Origin of the sequence: Parabacteroides caecihominis (genome assembly GCF_023656785.1) — a bacterium.
Lineage (GTDB): Bacteria > Bacteroidota > Bacteroidia > Bacteroidales > Tannerellaceae > Parabacteroides > Parabacteroides segnis.
This window is the reverse complement of the sequence record NZ_JAMOKS010000032.1, coordinates 51,363-66,143: the sequence shown is the minus strand read 5'-3', so window position 1 is coordinate 66,143 and position 14,781 is coordinate 51,363. Positions and strand designations below refer to the sequence as shown.

Annotated in this window: 11 protein-coding genes; all 11 read right to left on the bottom strand. The window is 37.9% G+C overall.

Features of this window, described 5'->3' with window-relative positions; genetic code table 11:
* Window positions 1–196: 196 nt before the first annotated feature.
* Entirely contained in the window at window positions 197–2,257 is a 2,061-nt protein-coding gene (locus NBH14_RS21940) for a VapE domain-containing protein (protein WP_186961108.1), read from the bottom strand.
* Window positions 2,254–2,871: an HU family DNA-binding protein gene (locus tag NBH14_RS21935; protein WP_186961109.1), complete on the bottom strand. Its 618-nt coding sequence runs from the start codon at window positions 2,869–2,871 to the stop codon at window positions 2,254–2,256. The genes NBH14_RS21940 and NBH14_RS21935 overlap by 4 nt, the downstream gene beginning before the upstream one ends.
* A 472-nt stretch (window positions 2,872–3,343) precedes the next feature.
* On the bottom strand, window positions 3,344–5,218 hold the full coding sequence (locus NBH14_RS21930; protein WP_186961110.1) for a RelA/SpoT family protein: 1,875 nt from the start codon (window positions 5,216–5,218) through the stop codon (window positions 3,344–3,346).
* Window positions 5,219–5,259: 41 nt separating this feature from the next.
* The gene (locus NBH14_RS21925) at window positions 5,260–7,224 is read right to left on the bottom strand and encodes a TIGR02452 family protein (RefSeq protein WP_186961111.1); all 1,965 of its coding nucleotides are present in this window, start codon (window positions 7,222–7,224) and stop codon (window positions 5,260–5,262) included.
* 145 nt (window positions 7,225–7,369) lie between these two features.
* Entirely contained in the window at window positions 7,370–8,185 is an 816-nt protein-coding gene (locus NBH14_RS21920; RefSeq protein WP_250817758.1) for a hypothetical protein, read from the bottom strand.
* Window positions 8,186–8,574: 389 nt separating this feature from the next.
* Window positions 8,575–9,006: a YbjN domain-containing protein gene (locus tag NBH14_RS21915; protein ID WP_186961113.1), complete on the bottom strand. Its 432-nt coding sequence runs from the start codon at window positions 9,004–9,006 to the stop codon at window positions 8,575–8,577.
* Window positions 9,007–9,020: 14 nt separating this feature from the next.
* Window positions 9,021–9,383 carry a YkvA family protein gene (locus NBH14_RS21910; protein ID WP_186961153.1) on the bottom strand — a complete coding sequence of 121 codons (363 nt, stop codon included), beginning with the start codon at window positions 9,381–9,383 and terminating at the stop codon, window positions 9,021–9,023.
* A gap of 172 nt (window positions 9,384–9,555) precedes the next feature.
* Complete coding sequence (locus NBH14_RS21905) at window positions 9,556–9,891, bottom strand: hypothetical protein (protein WP_186961114.1); 336 nt, start codon at window positions 9,889–9,891, stop codon at window positions 9,556–9,558.
* A gap of 2 nt (window positions 9,892–9,893) precedes the next feature.
* Complete coding sequence (locus NBH14_RS21900) at window positions 9,894–10,799, bottom strand: hypothetical protein (RefSeq protein WP_186961115.1); 906 nt, start codon at window positions 10,797–10,799, stop codon at window positions 9,894–9,896.
* Complete coding sequence (locus NBH14_RS21895; protein WP_222622137.1) at window positions 10,796–14,242, bottom strand: ATP-binding protein; 3,447 nt, start codon at window positions 14,240–14,242, stop codon at window positions 10,796–10,798. The genes NBH14_RS21900 and NBH14_RS21895 overlap by 4 nt, the downstream gene beginning before the upstream one ends.
* A 1-nt stretch (window position 14,243) precedes the next feature.
* Window positions 14,244–14,774: a hypothetical protein gene (locus NBH14_RS21890; protein WP_186961117.1), complete on the bottom strand. Its 531-nt coding sequence runs from the start codon at window positions 14,772–14,774 to the stop codon at window positions 14,244–14,246.
* Window positions 14,775–14,781 lie beyond the last annotated feature (7 nt).

The following is a 14,781-nucleotide window of genomic DNA, read 5'->3' as shown; positions in this document are numbered from 1 at the left end:
CACAATATAACAACACATAACCCATTCATTAACCAGGTGAATGATTATACAAAAAGGTGAACGGATATACACAAACCGTTCACCTTCAGTTATTGTCAGATGTGAGTGTTTGTTTATAGCAACTGGTTGTACCTAGCTCCCCTCTCGAGAGGGGAATCTGTTACAACCAGTCACTAAACTGATAGCTCAATTATTTCTAACCCTTCCTCATCAAACAATAATAATTCCCCGTCTTCGTATGTATCTTCCGTATACCCGAAGCATTCAACATCTTTCCGAAACGGCAGGCAGAAGTATTGCTGAATTTTCGTTTGGAACGTTCCGATATGATATCCAATAGCTCCACCGAAGTAAACCGCTCTTCCTTCTCCCCCTCTTCCGGCAAACGAAAATAGGAAAACAGATACTGCATCTCCAACGGTTCATCCTGAAATCCGGAATTACTCTGTGTCAACGCCCGTTCCTCTTCGCTGTTCAACCAGTAACGTTCACCCGAACGGATCGCATGAAGCGCCTGTGCATACAACTGTTCATATTCTATCGGAGCAGAAACATCGATACTACCTGTCACCTGAACACAAACATAACGCCGGCTCCCTGTCGGATCCGTCAACAGCTCCATCGGATTAGCCGTAGCCGCAAACGAAGCCAACCGCCTCATCTGCTGGAACGTCTTCTGATGCGGACGCCGCACCTTCACTTCCGGTTTCTGAATCAGATATTTCAAATCCGCCTGATATTTCTTGCTCAAACGATCGAATTCGTCAATCGTTATCAATACATTCTGAGCCATCAGCAGTTCCGCCTCGCTCTTATTCTCCAGATTGATGCTTTCCGCATGATAATCCCTCAATACAGGCGGAAGAAGCAAACGGAAAAAAGTCGACTTTGAAATACCCTGCCCGCCCACTAAAACAGGAACAAGATTATTCGCATACAACCGGTCAGTCTTCTGCCAATGAGCTACCATACTGATAAACCATATATAAAAACGGTTCCTCCATTCCCCATCTTTTGTCGGAACTGTATCCGCCAATGCACGTATCCGGTCTCTCCCATCCCATGCCGGCAAATTATATAAAAACATTTCCAACGGATTATAACTCGGCACTCTGGGCGAATAGATATACCGTCGCACATCCTTATCCCATATATCAAGCCCTTCCTCCATGGCATTCAGACAGATACCGTTCAACACCTCGGCAGTCACCGGCCGGAAACGGAAACAAAAAGAGTGCCTTTCCCGATATTCCACCTCACCGATAATCTCATTCTTCCGAAACTCATACCGCCGCTTCAAAAACTCCTCCATACGCGCCAGCAAGTTCATAGACGACGGCAAACAAGGCTTCTTCCCAAAGGCTTTACGGGAAAGATATACATTATGCACCGTCTGCCGCAACAAATTCAGGTCACGTAAATTCCACATCCGAAAATACAGCCAATGAACCACATCTTCCTCCGGAACGCCCGAATCAAAACAAAGCATACTCACAGCAGCTATAAAGTTTTTCGGTTCTTTTTCTTCCCAGTCCGGTCCCTGCTCACGATACACCTGATTCAGGCAAGTCTCAAAAAGCATTTCAATCTTTTTACGTTGTTCCGTACCCGGCAGGATACGTTCCAAAGGGTCGTCCGACTGCTTTATCTTCTCCACATACCCCGGTTCTTCAGGCATTGCCAACGGCTGCTCCATCCTGACCGGCAACGAGTCCGGATTATAAAAGCATTCCGGGTCATACGAGATGCGGCATCCCCTGTCGAGCGACGGTTCCTTATACTCCGCCTCCCATTGCAACTGTGCCTGATAATGCAACATCGCCCTGCGGTAAGCATGTGCATGGAAACAAGCCGCCATCTCCCGGTCAACCGGAAGCGAACCATCCGGCAACGTATAACGTACCACCACTTTCACACTCAGTCCGCTCGAACCGACAAAAGCCAGCAGAGGCTGATTATACATTACCACCTCATCGCGCAGCCTTCTGGCTTCCGAAATATTTGCCAAACGATTAAATTCCAATAAGACCAAACCGTTATAACATTTCCAGTCCTGCTCCTTATAACCGGAAGCAAAGAGTATGACCGGCACCTTCTCCGCATCAGCCGCACGACTTCCCGGCGAACAATAGGGAATCATTTCGCGCATATTCTTCACCGGCTTTGCCTTCACCGCATCCTTCATATATTCCACGACAGTATCCAATTCCACCGGTTTTCCTGAACTCAGATCTCCTTTCACCCACGTCACTTTCATACCGTCCCCTCCTTCTTCGGCAAAACATAAACAGCATTTTTAGGTCCGCCCAAACGGACAATCCGCCCTTGCTCCCGCAACTGTTTCAAATCGCCTTGTGCCAGGTAACGCGAACAGACGTTTACTCCCATACAATCGGAACTGCTGATCTCCCCATGCCTCGACAGATAACGCAAAATCCGTTCCTGCCGCTGCTCCGGTGTATAGGCATCCGGTTTTCTGTAATCCGTAGCTCTTTCAAAATGCATGGAGCTCATTTCTTTCTTCAACTCCTTACAGGCCCGGAAGGCGACTTTGGAGAAGTGTATACTTTCCGCCCTGATTTCCTTCGGGTTGCGTATAGGCGGACATTTCGCCGTAGGATAAAACAGGCCAATCCCCTCAATCTCCACCGGATCACCATCCTTCAGGGAGCGGACCAGTTCTTCTTTAAAAAGAGACATCATCCCTTTCACCTCTCCTTCATTAAAACTACTGCGATCGGCAATCCGCTCGCACAACTTTTCAAAACGCAGCACCTGCCCTTCCACGATTCGGGCATGCAGTACACCATCTTCCTCTTCTTTCTGTCCAGGAGAATGGGGATTTTTATAAAACAGATACTTAGCCGGCATATACAATATTGTGTTTTTCTATCCCTTACCCTATTATATAGTAAGGGGTAAGTTTATACTATTTAAGGCAAACCCTATCACTCATTCACTTAACGACCAAGGTCGGCATGCTTACCCAGCACCATCAATAAGCTTAACGACGTAGGTCGCAAAGCTTACCGACGGCCATCCTTTGGTTTATAAGTCATGACTAAAGGTATAGTTTATTATTGGTTTAATGCTAATAAATAAGAGGAAAAGTGATAATTATTTTAAGTGCGAGAGGGGATGATAGATAAAAGGTGAAGGGTTTGTGGCAACCATTCACCTTTTATGGGAACCGTTCACCTGAAAATTATCAACTTAAATATAAATAAATCAATATATTAAACAAATACAGGTGAACGGTGAACGGTTTAAATATCAATTACATATGATAATCCGTTCTACAGAATATTATTTACAAGTAATATTTTCAATCGTACCCTTTTTATTATTTTAATTCCCGCCTCTGCACTTCATCCACTCCCGTGATCGTATTGACATGAGCCATCACATCCTGCAATTCTTCAACCGAATGAACAGAAAAGTCTATCGTACAATCAACAATCTCATCCACTGTTACAGTCGTCAGATTCACAATAGGAAGTTTTAATCTATTCGTAATGCTATCGATCAGATCACTAAGCAAATGATAACGATCTACCGCTTTTATACTGATACTTACCGGATAAAGAATATCCTTATCTTCCTCAAAGTTTACAGAAACAATAGAATCACCTTTTTGTGAAGCCAGACAAATAGCAGAAGAACAATCCCGTTTATGGATAGTAACACACTTGTCAGTCTCCGTAAAACCGATCACCTCATCTCCCGGCAACGGATGACAATACGGACAACGCTTATAAGGTATTTTCTTCATCCGGAAAAGAAATGAACGCAAATGTCGCTTAGCTTTATAGGTAAGCACATGGTTTATCCAGTCCGGTCGTGGATTGATATGTTCATTTACTCCTATCTCCACACAATCCCCCCGGTGCAATACAGTTTTTATCGAACATAGCTTGCCATTGACACGGGCATATTGAGCATGTTCTCCGATACGGCTATGGATCTCGAAAGCAAAATCAAGGGCAGTGGCCTTCTGTGGCAAAATAATCGGACGCCCCTGAGGGGTAAATACCATAATATCGTCGTTGTAGAAAGAGGTCACCACACTTTCCATAAAGCTGTTCTCCTGGCTATGATAAGCAATATCCTGTAATACAGCCTTGAACTTTTCAATCCAGTTGTCTATATTCTTTTCCGTACGGTCAGACACACAGCCCAGTCTCGAATTACGCACCATACGTTCGGAACTGATATGGATTTCCTCCCAAATCCCCTGCTCGCAAAGCAGTTTGACATGAAAACTCTGATAACCGTTTTCTTTCGGTGAATCTATATAGTTAGTAATACCTCCCGGTTTTTCTTTAAACTCATTTGTCAGCAGAGAATAGATACGGAGACTCGTATTCTTTTCCGATGCTTGAAGGTCATCCGGAAAAATAATATGAATAACGTGCCGGTAGTCCAGATGTTTAAAATCCCTGCCTGTTGCCTGCATTTTACGCCATACGCTATAAGGTTCTCTATACAGTACCTCCAATCTGCCCCGGATACCGTTATCCGACAATAAGCGACTGATCTTGTCAGTAAAATGTGCCAACCGGACTCTATTTTCCGCTTCATCTTTTTGTAAAAGATCCTCCAACATCGCATATTCCCGTGGGCAACGATAACGCAAACTCAGATTCTCCAACTCGGTTTTAATATCATACAAACCTAACCTGTTAGCCAAAGGGGCATAAAAATAGTCTGTTTCTCCGGCTATCTTCATTTGTTTGTCCGGACGCATACTTTCCAATGTCCGCATATTATGCAGCCGGTCAGACAATTTGATCAGGATTGCGCGGATATCATAATGTACAGAATCGAGCATCTGCTTGAAATTATCCAACTGCTTGGACATCTCATAATGCTCCTTTTTCTGCTTGGTAACAACACGAACCAGGAAAGCGACATCCTCTCCGAAACGTTCCTCTATATCTTCAATGGTGTAGGGAGTATCTTCCACTACATCATGCAGAAATGCTGCTATCACCGGATTAGCACCTAGCATCAATTCCTTACCGACAATATAGGCTACCGCTATCGGATGGATAATATAAGGTTCGCCCGTTTTACGCTTTTGAGATTTATGCGCTTCATCAGCTAGAGCATAAGCAGCTTTAATCCGTTCCATCTCTTCCGGCGCTACACGCTGCTCCATGGCTTGGAAAAGAGTTGTTACTTGCTGTTGGATATGTTGATTGTATGATTGTTCCATGATGAATTATTTTCTTCGTTACATATTACTTTAAAAAGTTATTAAATTTGTTTTCCAGCTTCACGAAAAGCATCCGGAGCGATATAAAACAACTTCACCGGCTTATTAATTTGTTCTATATTGAAACAAGCATAAAAAGCTAAATCTCCAATACTTTCCAAAGTTTGAGGTAAATAAACCATACGAAGGCAACTAAAACTCTCAAAAGCATTTGCTCCTACATGAGTTATCCCCTCTTCTATGCGAAGAATATGAGGTATTACTCCATAACGTTCACAACCAATCCAAGGAGCTTGCCCCTCACCGAAATAACAGTCCAAATGGTTTATATAGTCAGGCATTTTTCCAGTTCCAGAGATAGACAAAAGTCCATCTGAATATAATGTCCAATACAAATTATTACCGCACCTCTCCCTATGCAAAATTTTAGATATTTTGGTTCTATCTACATCATTACTACAATTGAAACTCAATAATAATTCGGATGTTAATGGTTGTAGAGGGGAAAACTCACCAAAAATGTCCTTAAACGGTTTAAAATTCCTGCCATGAGAATTATAATCTTCTTTTATCACGAAAAAGATTCTTCGAAAAACATGATTAAACTCATATTCATTAAGTACCTCCTTAAACAGTTCTGCAATGTGCTTAGGAGGATTAGCAAAAGCTCCACATCCTAAAGCACCCAAAATAAGTGTTTGCTGTCCATGTAGAACAGCTATCCTAAAAATTGTACGTATTTTATTCTTAACACATTCTACTAAATGGTCATCAATACGCCATTCCCCATTTTGATAAATGAGTTTAGGTCTGTTCATCCCAGGAACAGCTATGATATTAACCTTCCAAGGATGCCTCAACAAACGATAACCATTTTCTTCCGAACTACGAAAGACAGTAACATCAGGGGAAAAACATCCTCCAAAATTTCGATCTAGAGGATATTGTTTAAGGGATGCAGGAACACCATAACTCAATGAAAATGAGCCATATTGAAACAATGAACGATAATAGTCTGTACAACGAAAGAGATATTCTTCCTGCGCTCCTGCTCCACTAAATACTCCTCCTCCCGGATTCTGACGACTAGCCATGTTTAACACACTCACATTATCATCCACCGCAACAACTTTCCTGGCAAACTCAAGACAATCTAAATTTATAGCTGCAATTTCAGTTTTATATAAAGGTCCCTTATGAACGGGATGAATCTCTTTGTCGTACAGTTCGGTTTGTTTTGTAAGGTGTCGGTTCAAATTAAGCTGAACTATACGTCCATGTGTTGTCATATATGATCCAGTTTTGACTATTTCTACCGTATTCTCAAAAACATTCTTTCGTAAATCTCTACAAGTCCCTCTATCTAACCTATTACCAGCATTTTCGAACTGTTTAACCCAGCTGTAATCACTCCAGACTATTTCATTATTCACTGACTCACAATTATAAATCAGATCATTATCTTTCGCATAACGATAAGCGTATGAATAAGGTGTTACTATGATAGAATTACTACTATATTCACCAATAAAGGCATCTTTGCCTATGTGTTTAACATTCGAAGGTATTTTAATCCATTCAATCATAGAGTCAGAAAACGCTTCAGATTCAATATTTTCCAATGAATTTGGTAATATGACTTCATTTAAAGAACTACAAGAAAAAGCTCTCTGAGCGATTATTTTCGCACCTTTTGGAATAATATATTTTCCTTTTTTCCCCATAGGGCAATTTACAAGAACTTTCCCATCCTTACTGAAAAGCACACCTCCATCTGATTTAAACTTTGGATTACCCGCTGACACAATGAGATTCTCTGCATATCTAAATAACAAGACTCTCTCCCCCTTACATTCAACCAAAGTTGAAGGGAAATATATGTTTTTCATATTTTTGCCTTCATTAAACACATCCGGCCCCAAAGATGTTATTCCTTCAGGAATATGAATATCCAACTCAGGATTTTTAATGTCGACTAAGCAATTCCCTTTAATTATAAATTCCATATTGTCATAATTAAATTAGTAAATAAAATTAGTTTAACCCTCTCCTCCAAATCAGATAGAATATAATTTAAGAGTAATAGCGAATGTCTTTTCTGTCACTTTTTAACAGATACACTTTTCATCTTTTAAATATTCTAGAACTATTTCATTCTGCATAGAAAGCAGAGTTTTCTCCATCCAATTTCAGATACAGAGTTTTTGTTCCTTCTATTTTATGATAATAATCTCCTTTTTTATAGCAATAGTTCCAACATACATTCTGAGGATTAAAAACAATCTCATAATCAGAAGTATCGGCACTCCAATCCGGATGATAATCGTCATCATCCGTACTACAGATCAACGTCATCCCATCACCATCCAAGCAATACAAATATTGGCAAAAACATAAGGACTGGAAGTTGTTTGAGCACAGATAGTATGTTTGCCCCTTTTCATCTTTCAGTTGAAAAAGTTTCTCAATATTAGTATTTCCTTTCGATCCGATCATCTGAACCTTACAGCCTTTCATCTGTCGGTAAATCAGAAAGGAATAAAGAGGATTACTCGCAGACCATTCTGAATAATACATTACTCCGACACTATCATCAGCAGACTTAAAATCTGCTAACAAAGAAATTTCCGGACAAAATCGGATTGCCTGCTCCAAATAACGGAAAAAAAATATTTCGCCAGAGTTAGAGTCTTCATCATCACCCGAACCATGACTATAATAATATCCTTGTTCAAAAGTTATTAGGTTTAATGCCCTCTTAACGTCTTCTGCAGGATAGAATTTTCTTTTACCTGAAGCGTATCTGTCTAATTCCCTAATACTTTGACGAACCTCCTCTTCTTCGCTTTCAGGACTATGTACCCATATATCAACCCCGCAGTTTTGTTCCAATGAGTCAAAATATGCAATCAAGTCAACGGGTTCGTCAACAGTATATACACCGGGAATGGCTGTTATATCTTTCACTCTTTTATCCTTGTTCGAGCACGATATCAAAGCAAGTACGACAAGTAATCCTATTATATTATAGTTTAATATTCTCATAAGATCTAATTCGATTATTAACGTATTCAGATTTATAAAATACTTTATTCAAAAATATATCCAAGTATAAATAGAAAATTCTTATCTACTTTTATGGTAGCCAGTTTCAGCTGTTCTAATTTATCTTTTGTCATTTTCATCCGTTATTATATCACACTATATTCCTGGGCTTTTAAAATAAATTATTAGGCAAAGCACTAATAGTCAAATAAAATGAACCATTTTTCATCCATTCCCCCGTAAATAGCCTTTTAATAACATCCATCAATCTGCTTTCATCTACTCTCCTCTCTTATAGATCTATAATATCACTAATTAGATATTATCATCTCAGAATAGATTATTTTCATGATGGGTACATAATAATTTTTCATCATCTGCATGCAAGGTTGGACCAATCCCCAGATAATAGCTTCATTGATTGCTCCATTATCTACGTTTGCATAAGTCCTGACAAATAGAGTATTCCGTTCTTCATTCAAAAACATGGCTCCGAACAGTTCTTTTGAATTAAATATATTGATAGCGGTCAAAATATCAATTACTTTATGTTCCGGAACATTAACCGGTATTCTTGAGAAACAACGAATAAGAGCTTGCTCTTCATCATACCCTAACATAACCGTATATTCTACATTACCTTCCTGCATTGTAAAATAAAACACTTCACTCTCCTGGTCATGAACAAACCGAAAACCTGCATTCTGTAATGCTTCGTTGATTACTAATTGAATAGTTTTCATGATATAACACAATATTAATTTGTTAATACTTCAGGCTCTGTCTCAGGAAACCAACGGTCCAGAATATTATCTACTTTCCATTGTATTTCCAGAGTAATATATTTACTAACTTTTTGATAAGCTATCGTTAATGATACGATTTCATCTATCCAACCAATAACAGGTAAACGCCTGGCAGATATTAAATCAATCGGAAGTACTAAATAAGAAAGCGCAGAAACTATCAGAAGTTTATCTGATTTTGGCGTATCCGGACTTTTCAGCACATAATATAGCAACAAAACAGGACGTGCGCTCACTCTACCAGCTTTTCGGGTATATTCGCTGATCTTTTCCCACAACTCAGAATAATTGATAACACTTCTCTTTTCCATGATAATATTGTTTTAATCGTTTCTTATAGAGAAGACATAAACATTGAAAAACTATCACTGAGATAAAAAAATACGGAATTCTCATTAAATTCCGTATTTCTTATTTACCCAATATTTTTTATAGTAGTTATTGTCCAATTAATTAAAATATACAACCATTCTTATAATACTTTGATTAATCAATTTCTTTATCCGAATGATAAATAATCCGACTTTCTGCAAGGCGTTTTAAATACATCCCATTAGACTGAGGATCAGCTAAAAGCATAGCATATGCTATGATGATTGCAGGATCTTTCATTCTCAACTTATTGCGTAAAAAAGTAGCATCTATACCTTGAATTGCTTCAAATTCAGAAATTCCACCCGTTTCCATCCATTTTTTTAACATTTCCTTCGGCTTACCATCAAAATTCATTAAACGGTCAATAGTTTGTTCAAAGCCATATTGATCTGCATATCCTTCCGTAATAAGGCGAACTTTCAGTTCTTCTCTATTTATAGTATTCATTATTATGCGAATTGTTCGTTAATAAAATCCTTTGTAATATTTCTCACTACAGTTTCCCCTGCATATCGGGAATCAATCTCAAGAGGATTGTATTTATACCCCCAAGGGTCGAACGCCCATGGTTGGCTATTTGAATCGTAAATAGCAGTTGCTGCCGTCCATTCATTTTTCACTTCATCTGGAACATTATGATATCCATTTATACATTCATTTTGATATTGATGACGCAATTCATGAGTAATAGTGTTTACAATTTCAAGAGGCGAACCATAATTAATAAGCATATCGTTAGTAATATGAATGCTACCATCCCCATTATTATACCCTAATACACCAGGCTCAAGATCTTCAAAAATAACACCAGAATATTTCTCAAGTTTGAAAGCTTCAGCTACTTCTGCTGCGTAAGCCTTTGAAATACCCTGACGTTCAGTCAAAGAGAAATTCATCCAATTATCTATAACGCCGGGATTAAAAATTTCTTTGGCTGCTTCAGAACATTTGTCAAGTCCAAATTCGCGAGTTTCATAAAAATCTTCTCCAAGGCTTTTTAAAACCTGTGTATCAGACTTATCTGCAAAAAAATCTTTTACATTTTCATAAGTACCTTTAAAAAAATCGCATACATCTTCTTTAACTGATTCGTGAAAATCATCTATTTTTGTTCCAACAGCTTTTATACTATCTAAAAAAGATATTTTACATTCATCTATCTTTTCACGAACTATTGACATTTGTGAAAGCTTATGAAAAGTATAATATCCAACATTAGCTGCACTTCCATTAAAACTCATTTTGTCTAATGACTTATTAAGTTCCTGGTCGTTGAGCAAGTCACTCACTTTAGCTAATTCAGCCAAAGGAGAAGATGCTTTTAACTCTTCTGAGTTATTCAAATCTAAGTTCATTCTAAAATTTGTTTATTAATTTCTTGAAACCATGCATTATAAATCTTGTGTTTCGTATCAGAACCCTCACTATAGTCTTTCATCAATGACTGACGAATAGCCAAGTCCATGTAAGAAGGTATTTCCAGATGTTCGGTTATTAATTTCGATAATTCTTCATTCAATTGAGAGAAATCTTTAGCTTTGTGAACAAGACGTTCAACATCCATTTTAACTCCAAGGATGTCTGTTACAATTTTTGATAATTCACCAAAGTTCTCATCTTTCCAAAGTGAAATATCATTTAAATTATATTGCGATACTAACTCTCTCAAAACAATTTTCGTTGACGTAGATCGTTTTATATTGTCAATAGATTGATTTATTAAATCTAAATCAGGTTCGACGCTATTAGATAAACGACCTTTGAGTAACAGTTTCAAAATTTCGGTAGTTGCTATGTCAGCTTCGTTCCAATTAGTTATACAATTAGTCGGAGTAAATACAAATCTCTCACCATTGAAAAGATCAATCTGACAAAGAACTGGGTCTATCCAGTCATTCTGATAAACTACGGCTATACCTGTTGGAAGTTTTGCTATTTCATCGATCTGATTGTCTTTCATACCAGCCGCTTTACCAGCTATACGACGATCATCGGCATCTGGTAAACGCATAATAATTTTAGTATTGGTATTTTTAATTGCAGCAGGATCAACAGATGTTGGTGATTGATCAACAATAACGAAACCCTCACCATAGGTACGCATTTCTGCAATGGCATTAGTTAGCATCTCTACAGACTTTCCAGTAATATTACTACCTTCCATCGATTGCTCTGTAGAAGTGCGCTTGAGGATATTATGTGCTTCTTCAATAATAGTTATGTGCCGAAGTTTGCTATTCGCTTCCATAACATAAGACATTCTGTATTCACTTAATCGCATTATTAGGATACCCATTATAAGCGATTTTGTTTCTTGTGATCCAACACGACTTAAATCAATAATAGTGTTTTCGTCAAAAATGATTTTATCAGGAATTTCATCAGCCGAGAAAATCTCACCATTTATACCGTTTGTTAACGATTCAATACGTGTAACTAAAGATCCAGTATAATTACTCTTTACTTCTTCGGAATATGCGGAATTGTTTATTGTAAGCACTAATTCATTTAACAAATCCACAAATGTTGGGAATAAATGATCTGAATACAGATTTGAAGATTTTATCAAATTCCAACCACAATTTTCATAAGCTGTGAGCATAGATTTTTTAAGCACAGCAGGCATAGCGGCATACATCGGCCAACAAACATTAAATATTTCAATCAAACGATCAATATGTTCCAACACATGAATTCCTTTTGGGAAACGAAATGGATTGATACGCAGTAATTTTGTGATTAAAGGGTTTGTTCCAAATACATTTATATTTCCAAATATATTCTTATACTCTCCCTTTGCTGGTTCTATGATGAGAAATGTTGCACCTACTTTTGCAGCTTCATCAATTAGTTTGTAAATAGTCTCACTCTTGCCACATCCAGTCGATCCTGTAATAAAAGTATGTTGAGTTAAACTCTTAGCATCTAGTTTTACTTTGTTTTCAAAATGACTGATCCCCTGATCAAATATACAACCTATCTCAATAGGATTTTTAGAAGGGCGGACATTGTGCCTAACGACCTCTTTCGCTAAAGAAACATGCTCAATCACAGGTAATCCAGGCACAGATTTACGAGGTAGTCCTAACATCAAAGCCAACTCCTTGCTACTTACAAGTGATGTACCTGGTACTTCTACGGTTGTATTTATATTGTCCTTTGCATAAAGAAAAATCGGATGGATAAAGTTAACGACAGATGCTTTAATATTATTAAAACGCTCCTGATATTTTTCATCATTCTGAGTAAACCAAGTATTGAGAGCCGAAGTTTCTATACCAGACCCTTCTCCCTGCATAATAGATCTGAAAATAGTAGCACCAGTCTCGGCTGTTGCACGGTCATTATCATAGGAAAAAAAATAGGCACTAGCAGACCAAAGCCCAGTACTTTCTGATAATTCAATACGTTGCAATTGTTTATCAATACGTTTAAGAACTTCTTCAATATGCTTATTATGAACTGTTAGAGTAAAATTTTTAGAAGAACCTATTGTTGATGTATTGCCACGCGTGTCGCTTAACCCCTCTGTATGTGATCTTCCTTTTGTATAATTATCAGTCTCAGAACTCCCTATTGAAGTAAAATGACCTTCTGTTTCACTTTTACTCTCGGACTCACTACTACTTTTTGTTTTCCCGAAAACAATACCTCCTAAACTAGCAATTGCCCCTGCGCCCATCAATACTAATCCAGCAGGAGCGCCAACACCTGTGGCGGTAAGAACAGAACCTGCCATAACCAATGAACCTGCAAGTTGACCACCTTTGCTCCAAGCGTTTTGTTTTGACTCACCTTTTGACGTGCTCTTTGAAATTGCTTTTCCGAAATTTTCACCTGTAGTATTTGTAATACCAGAACCATGCGTTTCGCTATCTGTAATTGAATCAGTGAGACTTTTTGTCCTACTGATAGCATTAGCTAGCGATTCATTAGTAGAGTATGCAAGTTGTTGAGTGGCTATTGATGATAACTGCGTATATATGCTCTCATATCCTAGCCTAATATTACGAATTTCTTCTGATGTAATATTAGATGCAAGAATAATCGCAGTATATTCCTTACCTTGCATAGCAATAGCTAGTTTCTCAATACCTTGAATATAGTTGATATTAGTATAGTTACCTTTTTCGCTTTTATAAGCAGGAACTCCGACACAGGAACTGAGACTTGCAGCCTTATTAAAACGGTATGACAAACTATCTTGCAGAGATGATGAAGATCCTTTTTCAATTTTCGATAAATCCTCAAGGATAATGCCAGGAAACTGTCCATTTATTGAATTATAAAATGCATCAGCAACAGAGCGAGTTGTACGATTATCGTCATTATTTCGTACACCTAAATAAAAATCAGTATGATCCTTTTTTCCATCCACTATTAAAAACAAAGAACTATTAGTAAAAGTCATTGCACTAATAGTACTCACAAATTTATCAGTAGCATACTCATCTTTCTCATAGGCCATCCTATTTATCTTAAAAAGAATTACATTATTGTCATCATCGTTGAAAGATATTTTCATTACCTCCATTTCAGACAAGTTAGATAAGTAACTTTTCAACACTATATCGTCTACCATGCCTAAAGCGTTGTTAGCAGCACTAACATAAGCTTGCATCTCTTGCTCGTTTTTTAATTCTGATGATTCAGTGGAAGAGGCTGCATCTATCCCCTTAGCCACCATATTCTCTAATAAACCACAGTCACCTTGAATATTTTCCCCAACATCATCGGACTTTAATCGAACATCTGCAGGTTTATTAACACTTTTATTACGATCATATATTGTTGCCATTTTACTTTCTGCTATCATTATACAACATTACACCACCTACTATTAACACGACTCCTCCTAACACAGTTAAGAGTGTTTTACCTGTACAAATACCTACAATTGTAAGTAGAGTACCTCCTGCTGTTATTGTTCCATTAGTTGTATTAATGCGAGTGCGCTGTTTCTTATCACTATACTTCTCTCTTTCTGAGCGTTCACGCTCTTTTGTCTCCGTTTCATCTATTTCTTGAGCTTTACTTTGACCAACTACTTTTATCACAGCTTCATAAAAGGCTAGTTTCTCTTTTGAGAAGTTTGAATCCAAATCACTCTTTACTTCGAATAGAAACTCTTGATTCCAGGCCTCTTGAGGAGGTACAGAATAATTAGCCTCCTTGTTTTCTTCAAAAAGATTCGAAATATGACTCATTGCAAATGATAACATTTCCCCAAAGGTATTTCCACGAGGATCAAGCAAAAGTTCGTTAGATAACGATATTCTGACTTTTGCTAAATTCTTGTTTTCTACTGCATTTATAAAATCTTGTTTCATTGTGTAA

Coding starts and splice junctions, on each gene's coding strand:
- NBH14_RS21895 (WP_222622137.1), bottom strand. CDS start 14,242: ATGGCAACAATATATGATCGTAATAAAAGTGTTAATAAACCTGCAGAT.
- NBH14_RS21900 (WP_186961115.1), bottom strand. CDS start 10,799: ATGAACTTAGATTTGAATAACTCAGAAGAGTTAAAAGCATCTTCTCCT.
- NBH14_RS21925 (WP_186961111.1), bottom strand. CDS start 7,224: ATGGAATTTATAATTAAAGGGAATTGCTTAGTCGACATTAAAAATCCT.
- NBH14_RS21940 (WP_186961108.1), bottom strand. CDS start 2,257: ATGAAAGTGACGTGGGTGAAAGGAGATCTGAGTTCAGGAAAACCGGTG.
- NBH14_RS21905 (WP_186961114.1), bottom strand. CDS start 9,891: ATGAATACTATAAATAGAGAAGAACTGAAAGTTCGCCTTATTACGGAA.
- NBH14_RS21890 (WP_186961117.1), bottom strand. CDS start 14,774: ATGAAACAAGATTTTATAAATGCAGTAGAAAACAAGAATTTAGCAAAA.
- NBH14_RS21930 (WP_186961110.1), bottom strand. CDS start 5,218: ATGGAACAATCATACAATCAACATATCCAACAGCAAGTAACAACTCTT.
- NBH14_RS21935 (WP_186961109.1), bottom strand. CDS start 2,871: ATGCCGGCTAAGTATCTGTTTTATAAAAATCCCCATTCTCCTGGACAG.
- NBH14_RS21915 (WP_186961113.1), bottom strand. CDS start 9,006: ATGAAAACTATTCAATTAGTAATCAACGAAGCATTACAGAATGCAGGT.